The organism is Paenibacillus phytorum (assembly GCF_013141715.1).
In the GTDB taxonomy this organism is placed as follows: domain Bacteria; phylum Bacillota; class Bacilli; order Paenibacillales; family NBRC-103111; genus Paenibacillus_E; species Paenibacillus_E phytorum.
The window spans coordinates 35128-50465 of record NZ_WHOA01000092.1; the positions used below are offsets into that span (position 1 = coordinate 35128).

Here is a 15338-nt window from a genome sequence, read left to right on the forward strand (position 1 = left end):
GAAGCAGCGGTCATAATAACAGCATCGCCCTAATCTCAAAACAGGCTTTTACTGTCTGACATTTGTACATGCAATTCAAATGCCATTGAAATACAATAAACCATCTGATAGCAGAAAGGAGCGAGATGGAATGGGTTATGCTGCAGGAGGTTGTTATAGCGGTGGATTGGGTACTAGTACGGCTATTGTCTTGGTTCTCTTCATTCTTTTGGTTATTATTACCAGTGCATTTGTATGGTAATTCATAACACACCTCAAGCTTTTTAAGAGAATGCATGAAGTGGAGGTTATAGGAATGTCAATTGACAATAATCGGCTAAAATCCCTTAAAGGCAAACATGTTTATGTTATGACACGCCAAGGGCAAGTTATAGAGGGAACTTTGGATAAGAGCACGCGTGACAAAATCTATCTTCGTTCAAATGCCAAAACCGTAAGCACAAGCGCATTTACACCGTTCAGTCCATTCTTTAACCCAGTCACTCCACTTGTCCTCTTTGATTTGTTGGCCATTGAGGAGTCCCCATTTTTCTTCCGTAGATCTCCGTTTTTCTTTTGGTAGTCCGAGACTGATTTCACATGAAAGGAGTGACTAATCTATGGGATACGCAGCAGGAACAAGTAGTTCAGCAGCAGTGTTGGTTCTCTTTATTTTGTTGGTTATTATTACTATGACTTTTGCAATATGAATATATTAAATTTAGATCCAGAGCACGTTGCTGTGGATCTCTTTTTTTGCTTATCATCGTATACCGCATGGATGGTTAAATTTAACAAATAAATTTAGAGGATTTACAAGTATACGGACGAAAAACTTTACTGTAAACTAGATTTACGCTCATTTTCCTATCATTTTTGAGGAATACGGACTTATGGAAGTATTTTCACCTTAAATGGCAGCAAAAACGCAATTTGCCAAGAAAAATGCAGTTAATACTTAAGTCGTAAATTTTCTGAAAACTCAGAAACTGCTTACGACGTAAGTTTTCTTACGAAAACTCTAAGGAGGATCACACATGGAAACTGCCACCCATCATCATGTAGAAGCTCTAGCTAGGTTGAAAGCGAATTTGGAATCATGCATTCTTGGCAAGAGCTCTGAGATTGAATTGTTGCTAACTGCGATGCTGGCCGGTGGGCATGTTTTGCTTGAAGATGTGCCGGGTACAGGCAAGACAGTGTTGATTAAAGCGCTTGCTCGATCCATAGATGGTCAATTTCGCCGCATTCAATGTAATCCGGATTTATTACCTTCCGATATAACAGGTGTTTCTATATATCACCCCAAAGAAGAGAAGTTCTTGTTCCGTTCAGGACCAATAATGACGAACATTTTACTTGTCGATGAAATTAATCGGGCAACAACAAAAACACAGTCTGCTTTGCTGGAAGCAATGGAAGAACAACATATCACCGTCGATGGTGATATACACGAGCTTCCTTCCCCATTTATGATGCTTGCGACCCAGAACCCAATTGACTTCGAAGGTACATATATTTTGCCTGAAGCGCAGCTTGACCGATTCATGATGAAGCTTAGTCTAGGTTATCCGAGTGAAGCCGCCGAGAAGCAGATGATTACATCCCAAAGCAAAGTGCATCCGATGGAGGCGCTGCAGGCGATCATGGATACGTCTCAAGTGCTAGCCATCCAGGAACAGGTCCGTCATGTCCACTTGGATGAAGCAGTAGCTGATTATTTAGTGACCATTACAAGAAAAACACGTGAACATCAGGCTGTATTCCTCGGAGCTAGTCCAAGAGCAACGCTTTCATTAGTATTAGCTTCCAAATCTTTTGCATTCCTCCATGGAAGAGACTATGTGATTCCTGATGATATTAAATACCTTGCTCCTTACGTTCTTGGTCATCGAATGATTCTTCATTCCGAAGCCCGTATGGACGGAGCGACGGTTTCCTCAGTTCTCGGCGCGATTTTCGAGCAAGTACGCGTGCCGGTTCGATTGGAGAAGTGAGCCTATGAATCGACCGGTATTCAAACGATTCGGGGAAATCCCCCGGTTTCCGGCAGCTCTATGGCTTCTTATTTCTTGTTTCACAGCTAGTTTATTGTTCCTGTTGTTTCAAGGTGGGAAGCTGGCCTCTATGCTTTTTATTATTATCACGTTATTGTCTGCCTATTTACTCTCTGGCAACTGGAGTGGAATTAAACGTGCGCAAGGTACACGCAAGCTTGCGAATGTAGGGCAAGAAACTCAAATAGAAGCTGGGCAATCGTTGCAGATTGGTATTGGCGTGCAGATTCCGGGGTTCTGGCCTATTCCTTATATGATGATTAAAGATCAGCTTATTCGACAGAATGGGGAAGAGACCACTTTCGAAGGCTCCATTGTTCCAGATTGGAAACGTAGAGGCGAATTACTTTACAGTACTCCACCATTAAGAAGAGGGTATTATCGGTTTGGTGAAACGGAGTGTTTAACCGAGGATATTTTTGGCTTCTTTCAGCATAAGGGCCGTTTAGAGCTTCAGCAGCCGATTACTGTGTATCCACAAACGGTTGCTATTCGGGAATGGGCGCAATTTCACCAAATGCTTAAAGGCATGCAGCATCACTCCACAACGACACGAGCACATCGTGAAACGACGCAAATTAATGGTGTCCGTGAATATATTTATGGAGACCGCTTATCACGTATACATTGGAATGCCACTGCGAAGACAGGTACATGGAAATCCAAAGAATTCGAGCGAGAATCCCTTCCCAAGACGATTATTTTATTGGATCGGAATGCCCGTGCCTATCGGGACGCTGCCGAATTTGAACTGGCGGTATCTGTTGCAGCTTCCTTATTTCGCTATGGAGCAAGTCGTGACTTAGCACTGGGATTACTTTCGATTGGGAAGGAATCCACGTATTTTGAACCGAAGCAAAGCCACAATCATCACAAGCAAATCATACAGCATTTGGTCGGGGTAGAGGCAGATGGTTACCACTCACTTCACCAAATCATCAAAGAACGCTCGCGGGAATGGCCAGCAGGCTGCTTCTTTGTACTTATTTCTCCGCAAAAGGGCTCAGCGATGATACAGGTAATTCATCACCTGGAACATCTCCAGATGAATCCATGCCATATCTGGGTTCATGCGAAGTCCAACCATGCATTTAAACCGCAAGGGGTGGACATTGAAGGCAATCAGGAGGATTGGATAAAGGCGATTCGCTCACAAGGCTATATGGGTTATGAGGTTAGTCAGTTGACGGACTTGCCTAACCTGTTGGGAGGGGCGAAACGTTATGCCTAACGTACTATGGAAAAGGATTTTACTGACAGATTGGTCACAGCGAGTAACCGCAATTCTTACTGGTATTTTCCTTTATCAATTTGTTATCTGGATCATGAAAGAAGATGGACTTTGGTTGCCTGAAACGGTCGCTTTTGTGACGGGAACGCTCTTAATTGTAGCGGTTACTTACCTCATACCGCACTTACATCGCGGCTGGCGTTCCTTGATTCAATTCGGTTTGATTATATGGCTGCACGGAATTGGTATGAGCTATCATTTTGTTGCGGTTAATGTGACGGCATGGAAAGATGCAGTGAAATGGATTGCTCTGAATGCAGGGCAGCTGGAGCCGTACATTTGGTTTAGTTTAACTGCATGGATTACTTATTTGTTTGCGATGTGGTCTGTCCAATCAAGACTGCGTGTATTTGTCCTTATTTTTGTCAGTATCTTATTTTTTGCTATGCGTGATTCCTTCAGTATGATCTTTTTGTGGCCGCAAGTAGCTATGGTCATATTTTGCGGATTCTCACTGTTGATGGTGCAGCATTTTAGTCAACTGAAGAGACGGGCTCCGGTCATTTGGGAAACGATTACGGATTACCCGTCAACCCTCATTGTTCCAGTTCTATTGATTGTCGGTGTCACTTTTCTAGTTGGTCTACTAGCGCCAACTGTGAATCCGATATTAACGGATCCTTACACAGCTTGGAAAGTAAGCCGTGGTGAATCTGTCCCTCTACTTGGAAAAGGAGTCAGTATCACATCATCTACGAACGCCGATGCTTCTTCCGGCTATAGTCGGGATGACAGCCGGCTTGGCGGCGGTTTTCGTTATGATTACACGCCGGTTATGACTGTTGAAACGAGTAAGAGAACCTATTTCCGGGGCGAAACGAGATCTTTATACAACGGAAAAGGCTGGGAGCTTAGCCCCGTAGAGCGTAAATTGCCAGTCTATCGTGTGAACGGTAATCCGCTGCCGCTAGAACCGCGATTTGATCTGTCACTTTTGAAAACCAAAGAAGTGACACAAACGGTTGTCATGGATAGAGAGGAAGCATTTCCCGTCTTGTTCGGGGGATTCGCCATCCAGAAAATTGTGGAAGTGAATAAAGGTGAGAACCCGTTTCAACGTCTGGTATGGTCTCCACGTCAATCTGAGCTTCGCTATATAGGAAGAAATAATTATCCTAAAGATTATACAATTGTTACCCAGGAGCCTATACTGGAAGAAGCGTTATTGCGAGAAGTCAAATCAGACTATACCAATCAACTGGAATGGGCGGAGTATCTACAAGTGCCTGCCGACCTTCCTGAACGAGTGAAGCAGTTGGCTGTTGAGATTACCAAGGCAGCGACGAATCCTTATGACAAGGCGAAGTCTATCGAGAAGTATTTATCAGATCATTATCCGTATACGAATACGCCAGATGAAAGTAAGGGCAAGAGCAAAGATTTCGTAGACCGCTTCTTATTTGAAGTGAAGCAAGGGTATTGTGATTATTACTCATCAGCTATGGCTGTACTCACCCGTTCTATTGGGCTTCCAACTCGTTGGGTGAAAGGTTATTCTTCGGGCACTTCACCGATTCCTGCGGAAATTAGGGATTTAGGTATTTTGAGTCAACTGGGTGCTGAAATCGATGCGGATGGAGCAGGTACCTATACCGTTAGAAATTCAGACGCTCACTCGTGGGTTGAAGTGTACTTTGAAGGCTTTGGCTGGATACCTTTTGAACCTACCTCAGGCTTCAAACTGCCGAATGTGTTCCCAGAGCAAACACCTCCACCCGTTGATCTATCAACGGAAAGTGATCCTGTTACTTTGCCAGAAGAAACAAAAGAGGCTCCGAGCCTTACATGGTTGTGGTTGACATTAAGCGGTGCAGCTGCTGCTGCAGGTATTGCAGTTGTTGTATTCTTTATCTTGAAAAGCGACAATTGGAGAGCATGGCGAACCCGCAGGAAGAAAAGGCAAGCCGTTAATTTTAATCAGAAAATTATCGTTGAATTCGAAAAACTGCTGCGGCTAAGCCGTCGTAAGGGCTACACGAGACATGAGTATGAAACCATGCGAGAAGCGACGACAAGATGGTCGAACCAAAGTAAGTGGATGAAAAAAGAGCTGGAAACGGTGCTCGAACTGTTTGAACGCGCGAAGTACAGTCAGGAGAATTCCACTGAAGTCGACTACCAAACCGTTAGTCAATCTATTATTCGATTAAAAGAACAAATGAAATAGGACAATGAAGCCACTCACCTTTCGAGGGGGTGGTTTTCCTATGAGAGGAGATTATTATTTATGGCTTTTATCGACTGTCATTTTTATTCAGATTCCCTTGGTGTTTCAGCATCCATGTACGTCATTTTGCCGCAAGCTGCTCAAAATCAAATCGGGTTAGCATCCGCGGTTTATGGGGTTAAGCATCCTACGCTATATCTACTGCACGGCTTATCTGATGATCATACGATTTGGATGCGAAGAACCTCGATTGAACGGTATGCTTCGAAGTTAGGGATTGCGGTAGTCATGCCTGCTGTCAATCGCAGCTTTTACAACGATATGGCATCGGGGCCGAAATACTGGACGTTTATTAGTGAAGAATTGCCAGCTTTAGCACGATCATTTTTCCCTCTAGCTGAGGAAAGAGAATTGAATTATGTGGCAGGCCTGTCCATGGGTGGCTATGGCGCGATGAAACTGGCACTTTCACATCCAGATCGGTTTGCCGCAGCGGCAAGCTTATCAGGGGCATTAGATATATCGGACAGAGCATTGAATTTTCCTGACGATTTCAAACTGATTTATGATGATGTATCCAAGATTAAAGGGAGCGGAAATGATTTGTTTTATTTGGCTGAGCAGCTGTCAGGCTCGACTAGACAATCCCCTATGCTCTATCAATGCTGCGGTACGGAAGACTTCCTTTATGAAGATAATATTCGATTCCGAGATTATTGCCGCAAATTGGGCATGGATCTGGCCTATGAAGAGGAGCCAGGCGAACATGAGTGGGGCTATTGGGATCGTAAAATTCAAAACGTATTGAACTGGTTGCCGCTTCCGGCCCGTCCCTAGTGGGAAAATATGTTCTTTTCTTTTTGCAACAAGTGGATCACTATGGTATAGTTTCACGTATATGTCGAGGAAGCAGTTGGAGGTAATTTGTTTGCTGAAAAAGCTAGTGCCCAGACAGTCTGTACATACGATCTATGATATTGATGCCAATCACCTATGGGGATTTGGTGTTCGTGGTATTATAACAGATCTCGATAATACACTCGTAGGCGCACGAGATCCGCATGCGACTCCGGAGTTAATAGAGTGGTTGAATCGTTTGCAAAAAATGGGCTTCAAGGTCGTCATCGTGTCCAATAATAATCATGGACGGGTTTCAGCCTTTGCGGAGCCGCTTGGTATTCCTTTCATTCACCGAGCAAAGAAACCAACGAACGTTTCATTCCACAGAGCCATGAAGCTGCTTGGTACGAATGCCAGACAAACAGCTGTCATTGGTGATCAAATGTTAACAGACGTGCTTGGTGGCAATCGGATGGGGCTATACACGATCCTAGTTCAACCCATTTCAATTAAGGATGAGGGTTTTTTCACGAAAATCAATCGCCGTATTGAGAAATGGGCTTTAGCGAGGATGAAGAAATAGGAGGATTCATGAGTACAGAAACGATTAATCATTGTGCGGGATGCGGCGTATTGCTGCAAACGGAAGAAAAGGGTAAGCTGGGCTTTATCCCAGCTGAAGCGATGCAGAAGGAACCGGTTATTTGTCAACGCTGCTATCGCATTAAGCATTATAATGAATCTTCGAGTATCACACTGCAGCAGGACGACTTCCTTAAATTACTAGGACATGTCGGCCAAACGAAAGCTCTGGTTGTGAAAATCGTAGATATTTTTGACTTTGAAGGCAGTATGATTAGCGGTCTTGCACGCTTTGTGGGTACGAATCCTGTTCTGTTAGTCGTAAACAAGATTGATTTGCTGCCAAAAGTGACGAACGCAAACAAAATCATTAACTGGGTACAGCGTAGAGCCAAAGAGGAGAACCTCAAGGTTGTTGATATCATCCTTTGCAGTGCGAAGAAAAACATTGGTTTCGATCGTGTTATTACAGCTGTGCAGGAATATCGCGGCAACATGGATGTCTATGTGGTCGGTGCAACGAATGTCGGTAAATCGACGCTCATTAACCGCTTAATCAGTGATTATAGTGATCTAGAGTCGGAGCTTACGACGTCACAATACCCGGGTACGACGCTGGATCTGGTCAAAATCCCATTGGATGATGGTCGGTTTATTGTGGATACACCAGGAATCGTGCACACTCATCGTTTAACTGAAGTCGTGAAAAAGCGTGATTTAACTAGAATCATGCCTGACAAACCACTTAAGCCGATGGTGTTTCAATTAAATGAAGCGCAAACGTTATTTTTTGGCGCCTTAGCTCGATTTGATTTTATTAGTGGTGATCATCAATCATTCACATGCTATACGTCCAACGCCATTCAAATTCATCGTACAAAGCTTGAAAAGGCTGATGATTTGTATGAAGAACATAAAGGTGTCATGCTTGCGCCACCTAATCTAGCGGACTTGGACGAGCTGCCTAAGCTTGTGAAGCATCCGCTGCACATTCCGAAGGGGAAACAGATGGATGTGTTGATCTCTGGTTTAGGCTGGATTAAAGTGAACAGCTTAGCTGGAGCACAGCTTGCCGTTCATGCGCCGAAGGGGATTAAGGTTATCACGCGTGAGTCGTTGATTTAGGGGGACAAGAGGAGAACATGGAGAAGAACCGGACGATTGACAGTCATACCATTCTATACGGGGTTTTCGGAGATCCGATACGGCATTCCCGTTCCCCGATTATGTTGAATCGGGCTTTTCAGGAAGCGGGTATTAATGCAGTTTACGCTGCTTTCCACGTTCGTCCTGATGAACTTGGCGATGCTGTTCGCGGGATACGGGCATTAGGATATCGAGGTATCAACGTAACGATTCCGCATAAAGTGGAAGTTATGCAATACTTAGATGAAATCGATGAAGGGGCTAGGATCGTTGGGGCGGTGAATACCATCGTTAATGAGGCTGGTAAGCTCATCGGTTACAATACGGACGGTATTGGCTATGTGCGATCGCTCAAGGAAGAAACGGGTATCGAACTGAAAGGAAAAAGTGTTCTTCTCCTTGGGGCTGGTGGAGCGGCGAGAGGTGTTGCCTATGCGCTTGCCAAAGAGGGAGCAGGCCGTATCTACATCGCGAATCGTACCAAAGAACGCGCCTTGGAGCTTGCCAACACGATTAGTAGCTACACCGAAGCAATTGGACTTGGGATGGATGAGCTAGGACATGTTGTCGATGAGGTCCAGTTCGTTCTGAATACAACTTCGGCCGGCATGCATCCACATGTTGAAGAACTTCCGTTACCGCTTGAACTCCTACGTTCGCATCATCTGGTTAGTGATCTCATTTATAATCCGCGAATTACAAGATTTCTTCGTGAAGCGGAAGCAAGAGGAGCCCGCATACATGGCGGACTCGGTATGTTTATTTATCAAGGTGCTTTTGCCTTTGAATATTGGACTGGCACCCCTGCGCCCGTTGCGGCGATGAGACAGGTGGTAGAACAGTCGTTAGCTGAATAAGAATGAATAGAGGGACATCCATGTTAACAGGCAAACAGAAACGTTATTTGCGCTCAATGGCGCACCATTTAGATCCAATCTTCCAAGTAGGAAAAGGCGGCGTGAACGATCATTTAATCCGTCACATTCAAGAAGCTTTGGAAGTTCGTGAACTGATTAAAATTACTGTACTCAACAACAGTGGAGAAGACCGCGACGAGGTCGGCACTGAATTATCCGAAAAGTCTGGCGCAGAGCTCGTGCAGGTTATCGGTAAAATCGTCGTGCTTTACAAAGAATCGCGTGACAAGAAGAAGATTGAACTGCCGCGCTAAAGAGGTGGAAGTATGCTTGTCGGAATAATGGGTGGCACCTTCGATCCTATCCATAGCGGTCATCTGATCGCGGCGGAGAGAGCGAGGGTGGAAGCAGATCTCGCCGAAGTGTGGTTGATGCCGGCAAATGTGCCGCCGCATAAGCCAAATGCGCCAAAAGCGACGACGGAGCAGCGCTGGGAGATGGTTTGCCTTGCAGCGGAAGGCAATCCTTTTTTTCGTCCAGTTGATATCGAAATCACCAAGGGCGGCGTATCTTATAGTATCGATACGATTGAGCTGCTATGCAAAGAATATCCAGGTACGGAATTTGCTTATATTATAGGTGCTGATATGGTTCAATATTTGCCGCAGTGGCATCGCATTGATGACATCGTGCGGCATATTCGCTTTATTGGATTAGCTCGACCTGGCTATGAGCTTGACTTGACGCATATGCCTATTAACATTCGTAATCGAGTTACGATTGTACCCATGCCGCTTGTTGAAATTTCGTCAACAGCTATTCGTAATGAAAGGCAAAGGAAGGGTTCAGTCCGTTACCTTGTCCCAGACTCGGTGAATAGTTACATGGAGGTGAACCGGTTGTATGAATCGTGAAGAACTGATAACGGCGGTAAAGGAACAAATGCCTGAACGCCGCTGGCTGCATACACTCGGTGTCATGGAAACTAGCGTTACTTTAGCGAAACGCTTTGGTGGAGACCCAGTCAAAGCCGACCTTGCGGCCATTTTGCACGATTATTGCAAGTATTGGCCCGTTCAGGAGCAAGCTAAGATTATCCGCGAGAACGGATTGCCCCAAGACTTACTGGACTATGATAAGGAGCTGTGGCACTCCCATGCTGGAGCTTATATCGCTAAGGAGCAATTTGGCATCCATGATGAGGAGATACTAGATGCAATTCGGTATCACACCTCCGGTCGAGTTCAGATGACATTAATGGACAAAATCGTATGCTTAGCGGATTATATGGAGCCTGGACGTGATTTTCCAGGTGTTGATCTCATTCGCGAACTCGCTGAGCGAAGCCTAGAGAAGGCGCTAGTCGCTGGTTTTGATTCTACGATTAGCTTTTTAATTGCCAAAGGCAAACGGATTTATCCGCTTACTATTTTGACTCGGAACGATTTGATTACACAATTAAACACATGAACCTTGGAGGATGATTGGATGAGTAAAAACCCAGAAGAAGTTTTGGCTTTTGTTGTTGAGGCTGCTGAAGATAAAAAAGCGGCAGATGTTGTAACCCTGAACTTGAAAGGCGTATCCCTAATCGCCGACTATTTCGTTATTTGTCACGGGAATTCAGAAACGCAAGTGCAAGCGATTGCCGGCGAAGCTAGAAAAAAAGCACATGAGCATGGCGTTAATATCAGAGGCTACGAAGGTATTGATACAGCAAGATGGGTTCTGCTTGATCTAGGTGATGTTGTTCTTCATGTCTTCCACCGCGATGATCGTGAATATTATAATATCGAAAGACTTTGGTCCGATGCCAAAGTTGTGGAGCGCGTATGAGAATGGAAGCAGGATCCCTTGTTACCCTAGAGGTAGCGAGGGAGGTTCCTCCTAACGGTTATTTCCTTACTGACGGCCAGCAGGATGTTCTTCTGCCTTATGCAGAAATCGTAGGTAAGATACAACCTGGAGATCATGTTGAAGCGTTCTTGTTCCACGATACGCAGGATCGATTGATGGCTACAATGAAGCGTCCGCTTCTTCTCATGGGCGAAGTAGGACTTCTGGAAGTTGTAGATATTCACCCTAGATTTGGATATTTTCTGGAAATGGGATTGGGTCGCAACCTATTACTTCCTTACCGACATGTGCCGGAGCTCGAAGAGCTGCGTCCACAAGTAGGAGATAAGGTATTTGCCACATTAGCTCACGATCGGCAAGAACGTTTAATCGCTAAGCTGGCTCTGGAAGAGGACCTGGCTCCTCTTTGCGTTCGTGCACCCTCGAGTTGGAATAATCAGTGGGTCAAAGCACGTGTGTACAGACCGCTGCAAATTGGTACCTTTGTTATTTGCGAAGCAGGAGTCCTTGGCTATGGTGTTATTGGACTTATTGCTGCTCCGGAACGGACACGCTTGCTGCGTGTAGGTGAGTTGGTTGAAGTGCGGGTCGCATTCGTTCGTGAAGAGGATGGGCGGGTCAATCTATCGATGCGACTCCGGAAAGAAAAAGGGATGGATGAAGATTCGGAGCGCATTTTGAGTGTCCTTCAAGAACGGCCTGGAAATGCGATGCCATTTTCGGATAAAACGTCGGCAGATGTCATCAAGGATCGGTTTGGCCTAAGTAAAGCGGCTTTCAAACGCGCATTAGGCAAGCTTATGAAGGACGGGCTCATCTATCAAGAGGATGATTGGACCTATCTGAAGCAAGAGGAGACACAAGGTTAACATGAGTTACGAAAAATTCGCGTACACCTATGATCGCTTGATGAATAGCATGCCATATGAAGATTGGCTTCGTTTCGTTAAAGAAAGCTTCGATCGATTTGGTATGAAACCAACTACGATTGTTGATCTGGGCTGTGGTACTGGGAATTTAACGATTCCTTTAGCCTTGGAAGGGTACCAGCTGACGGGTATTGATTTATCTGAAGACATGCTGGCAGTCGCTGAGCAAAAAACGGGGGAGCACAAAAGTCAACTGCGCGGCGGCACCATTCATTGGGTACAACAGGATCTGCGTGAATGGGACCTCGGTGAACAAGTGGATGTGGCGCTTTCGATCTGTGATAGTCTCAACTATTTGCTAGAGGAAGAAGATATCGTTGATGCTTTTCGTCAAACTTTCAAGGGGCTTAAGCCTGGCGGTCTTTTTCTTTTCGATGTGCATACTCCTGAGCAGTTGTTCGCTTATGCAGACTCTCAGCCCTTTTTCCTGAATGAAGACGATGTTGCCTACATATGGACAAGCGAGTTGGATGATGAAAGAGTGCAGATTGAGCACGAGTTGACCATATTTGTCAAAGATAGCGGAAAGGATACTTTCCGACGCATCGATGAAACTCATCTGCAAAGGGCTTATTCTTTACAATGGCTTAAGGAAATGCTGCTTGCAGTCGGTTTCACTGAGGTGCATATGGCTGCAGACTTTACTTGGGAGCAACCTACCTCTATGACGGAGCGAGCTTTCTTTATTGCAAAGAAATAACGGCAGTGAGGTTCTTTGCGGCTTGACAGTGCGGCATTATTTTACATATAATCAAAGCTAATTAGATTATTAAAGCTTAGAAGAGGAATAGTAACTTGTACAGCATCTTTCAGAGAGCCGGATGTAGGGTGGAAGCCGGTAGATGTCAGTCTTGTGAACTCGCCTTGGAGCTAGAAGGTGAATCATCATGAAAAGCGGAGAGACTTTGAGCACGCTCAAAGATCCCTATATATGGTGCTAGCTGGATCGTCTCACCCGCGTTAAGGGGCAGAGTGAACACAGGCAAAGAATGTCTTGTGTTAACTAGGGTGGTACCACGGGAATCTAACCTCTCGTCCCTAGCGATATCCGCTAGCGATGAGGGGTTTTTTGGCGCTTACAGCGCTTTGAATCATAATGAGGATGGCTGTACACAGGGAGGATTTTGCACATGACACAGGAAACTAAAGAAACCAAAGAAACCAAAGAAACAAAAGAGCAGCAAGGCTATAATCCACAAGCAATTGAGCCGAAATGGCAGGCTTATTGGGATGCGAAGAAAACGTTTAAGGTGCTTGAGAATTCGGATAAGCCGAAGTTTTATGCGTTGGATATGTTCCCTTACCCATCTGGAGCTGGTCTGCATGTAGGACATCCGGAAGGCTACACAGCAACTGATATCGTTTCACGTTTCAAACGGATGAGAGGCTTTAACGTACTTCATCCAATGGGATGGGATGCTTTCGGACTTCCTGCTGAACAGTACGCACTGGATACGGGAAATGATCCGCGAGAATTCACCAAGAAGAACATTGATACATTCCGTCGTCAAATTAAATCACTAGGCTTCTCGTACGATTGGGATCGTGAAATTAGTACAACAGATCCTGAGTATTACAAATGGACACAATGGATTTTCATCCAGCTGTACAATAAAGGACTCGCTTATGTGGATGAAGTCCCCGTAAACTGGTGTCCTGCACTGGGTACTGTTCTTGCAAATGAAGAAGTGATTGACGGTCTAAGCGAGCGCGGTAACCATCCCGTTATTCGTAAGCCGATGCGTCAGTGGATTCTGAAAATTACAGAGTATGCTGAACGTTTACTTGAAGATCTTGAGGAGCTGGATTGGTCCGAAAGCATCAAAGATATGCAGCGCAACTGGATTGGTAAATCAACAGGGGCAGAAGTCCAATTTGCCATTGATGGACACGATGAGAAGAGTCTGACGGTTTTCACTACACGTCCAGATACATTGTTTGGCGCTACGTACTGCGTTCTGGCACCTGAGCATGAGCTTGCCCCGCAAATAACAACAGGAGATCAAGCAGCTGCTATTAAGGAATACCAAGAAAAGGCTTCCCGCAAAAGCGATCTCGAGCGTACGGATCTGGCAAAAGACAAGACAGGTGTTTTCACAGGGGCGTATGCGGTCAATCCGGTTAATGGCGTGAAAGTGCCAATTTGGATTGCTGACTACGTGCTTGGCGGTTACGGTACGGGTGCAATCATGGCTGTTCCAGGACACGATCAACGTGACTGGGAGTTTGCTAAACAATTTGATTTGCCGATTATCGAAGTCGTGCAAGGTGGAGATGTTGAGAAGGAAGCTTATGCAGGGGATGGCGAACACGTCAATTCCGGTCCGATTAATGGTATGAACATCGAACAAGGGATCAGCCATATGATCGCGTGGTTGGAACAGAACGGCAAAGGCCGCGGCAAAGTAACCTACCGTTTGAGAGATTGGCTCTTTAGCCGTCAAAGATATTGGGGAGAGCCGATTCCAATTCTTCATCTTGAAGATGGCACGATGAAGCCTGTTCCCGTGGATCAACTGCCACTCTTGCTTCCACAAGTCGATGAAATTAAACCATCAGGTACAGGTGAATCACCACTTGCGAACGTATCGGAATGGGTAAACACGATTGATCCGGAAACCGGCATGAAAGCTCGCCGTGAAACGAATACCATGCCACAATGGGCAGGTAGTTGCTGGTACTATCTACGTTTTATCGATCCGCGTAATGATAAAGAGTTTTGTTCGCATGAGCTTCAGCAGCAATGGCTGCCAGTAGATCTTTACATCGGTGGAGCGGAACATGCTGTTCTTCACTTGCTGTATGCGCGTTTCTGGCATAAGGTGCTTTATGATCTTGGTTTTGTTCATACCAAAGAGCCTTTCCATAAGCTAGTAAACCAAGGGATGATTCTTGGCGAGAACATGGAGAAAATGAGTAAATCTCGCGGTAACGTTGTAAATCCGGATGATATCGTCAGCGATCAAGGGGCCGACACACTGCGTATTTACGAAATGTTCATGGGACCACTTGAAGCTACAAAACCTTGGAATACAACAGGTGTGGATGGTATCTATCGTTACTTGAATCGTGTGTGGAGGCTGTTTGTTGACGAGAATGGTCAAATAAATACTAAAATCAGCACCGACGAAACATTGGGCAGCGATGCGTTCAAACGTACTTGGCACCGGACGATCAAAAAAATAACCGAGGATTTCGAAGCCCTTAGGTTTAATACAGCGATTAGTCAAATGATGATTTTCGTTAACGAAGCCTATAAAACAGAGCGTTTACCGCTTGAAGCGATGAAAAATTTCGTTCAGATGTTATCTCCAATTGCGCCGCATTTGGCCGAAGAACTTTGGGAGAAGCTTGGCGGAACAGAATCAATTACCTATCAGCCGTGGCCAACCTACGATGAAGCGTGGACGGTCGACAATGAAATTGAGATTGTTGTACAGGTCAATGGTAAAATTGTTGATCGTGTACTGATTTCCAAGGATACAGATGAAGCAGCGATGGAGAAAATCGCATTTGACCTCGATAAAGTCAAAGAAGCGACCGCCGGAAAGGCCGTTCGCAAATTGATTGTTGTAAAAGGTAAATTAGTAAATATCGTCGTAGGATAGCAAGGGAAGTTGGCAATTTGGGAAG

16 protein-coding genes and 1 other annotated feature are annotated in these 15338 nt (G+C 45.2%); all 16 genes read left to right on the forward strand.

What is annotated here, in order from left to right; translation table 11 throughout:
* The first annotated feature begins 130 nt into the window (after positions 1–130).
* Positions 131–241 carry a sporulation protein YjcZ gene (locus GC098_RS40005; protein WP_246358593.1) on the forward strand — a complete coding sequence of 37 codons (111 nt, stop codon included), beginning with the start codon at positions 131–133 and terminating at the stop codon, positions 239–241.
* 54 nt (positions 242–295) lie between these two features.
* Complete coding sequence (locus GC098_RS13540) at positions 296–562, forward strand: hypothetical protein (RefSeq protein WP_171643681.1); 267 nt, start codon at positions 296–298, stop codon at positions 560–562.
* A 454-nt stretch (positions 563–1016) separates the two neighbouring features.
* Positions 1017–1976 (forward strand): AAA family ATPase, encoded by a 960-nt coding sequence (locus tag GC098_RS13545; RefSeq protein ID WP_171643682.1) that lies wholly within the window; start codon positions 1017–1019, stop codon positions 1974–1976.
* A gap of 4 nt (positions 1977–1980) precedes the next feature.
* Positions 1981–3267 carry a DUF58 domain-containing protein gene (locus GC098_RS13550; RefSeq protein ID WP_171643683.1) on the forward strand — a complete coding sequence of 429 codons (1287 nt, stop codon included), beginning with the start codon at positions 1981–1983 and terminating at the stop codon, positions 3265–3267.
* Positions 3260–5494: a transglutaminase TgpA family protein gene (locus GC098_RS13555; protein ID WP_171643684.1), complete on the forward strand. Its 2235-nt coding sequence runs from the start codon at positions 3260–3262 to the stop codon at positions 5492–5494. The genes GC098_RS13550 and GC098_RS13555 overlap by 8 nt, the downstream gene beginning before the upstream one ends.
* A 60-nt stretch (positions 5495–5554) precedes the next feature.
* Positions 5555–6331, forward strand: coding sequence for an alpha/beta hydrolase (locus GC098_RS13560; protein ID WP_171643685.1), 777 nt, complete (start codon positions 5555–5557; stop codon positions 6329–6331).
* Between the two features lie 91 nt (positions 6332–6422).
* Positions 6423–6917 (forward strand): YqeG family HAD IIIA-type phosphatase, encoded by a 495-nt coding sequence (locus GC098_RS13565; RefSeq protein WP_171643686.1) that lies wholly within the window; start codon positions 6423–6425, stop codon positions 6915–6917.
* Between the two features lie 8 nt (positions 6918–6925).
* The gene (gene yqeH / locus GC098_RS13570) at positions 6926–8041 is read left to right on the forward strand and encodes a ribosome biogenesis GTPase YqeH (RefSeq protein ID WP_171643687.1); all 1116 of its coding nucleotides are present in this window, start codon (positions 6926–6928) and stop codon (positions 8039–8041) included.
* A 17-nt stretch (positions 8042–8058) separates the two neighbouring features.
* Positions 8059–8919: a shikimate dehydrogenase gene (gene aroE, locus GC098_RS13575; protein WP_171643688.1), complete on the forward strand. Its 861-nt coding sequence runs from the start codon at positions 8059–8061 to the stop codon at positions 8917–8919.
* Between the two features lie 20 nt (positions 8920–8939).
* The gene (gene yhbY, locus GC098_RS13580) at positions 8940–9233 is read left to right on the forward strand and encodes a ribosome assembly RNA-binding protein YhbY (protein WP_029193567.1); all 294 of its coding nucleotides are present in this window, start codon (positions 8940–8942) and stop codon (positions 9231–9233) included.
* 12 nt (positions 9234–9245) lie between these two features.
* Positions 9246–9833, forward strand: a complete 588-nt coding sequence (locus GC098_RS13585) for a nicotinate-nucleotide adenylyltransferase (RefSeq protein ID WP_171643689.1) — start codon at positions 9246–9248, stop codon at positions 9831–9833.
* On the forward strand, positions 9823–10389 hold the full coding sequence (yqeK, locus tag GC098_RS13590; protein ID WP_171643690.1) for a bis(5'-nucleosyl)-tetraphosphatase (symmetrical) YqeK: 567 nt from the start codon (positions 9823–9825) through the stop codon (positions 10387–10389). Before GC098_RS13585 ends, yqeK begins: the two co-directional genes overlap by 11 nt.
* 18 nt (positions 10390–10407) lie before the next feature.
* Positions 10408–10755 (forward strand): ribosome silencing factor, encoded by a 348-nt coding sequence (gene rsfS, locus GC098_RS13595; RefSeq protein ID WP_060645306.1) that lies wholly within the window; start codon positions 10408–10410, stop codon positions 10753–10755.
* A complete protein-coding gene (locus GC098_RS13600) occupies positions 10752–11645 on the forward strand; it encodes a CvfB family protein (protein ID WP_171643691.1) in 894 nt (297 codons plus the stop codon). Before rsfS ends, GC098_RS13600 begins: the two co-directional genes overlap by 4 nt.
* A 1-nt stretch (position 11646) precedes the next feature.
* On the forward strand, positions 11647–12405 hold the full coding sequence (locus GC098_RS13605) for a class I SAM-dependent DNA methyltransferase (protein ID WP_171643692.1): 759 nt from the start codon (positions 11647–11649) through the stop codon (positions 12403–12405).
* Between the two features lie 68 nt (positions 12406–12473).
* Positions 12474–12748 (forward strand) — a binding site (T-box leader).
* Positions 12749–12835: 87 nt separating this feature from the next.
* Complete coding sequence (gene leuS / locus GC098_RS13610) at positions 12836–15313, forward strand: leucine--tRNA ligase (RefSeq protein ID WP_171643693.1); 2478 nt, start codon at positions 12836–12838, stop codon at positions 15311–15313.
* Positions 15314–15338: the final 25 nt, after the last annotated feature.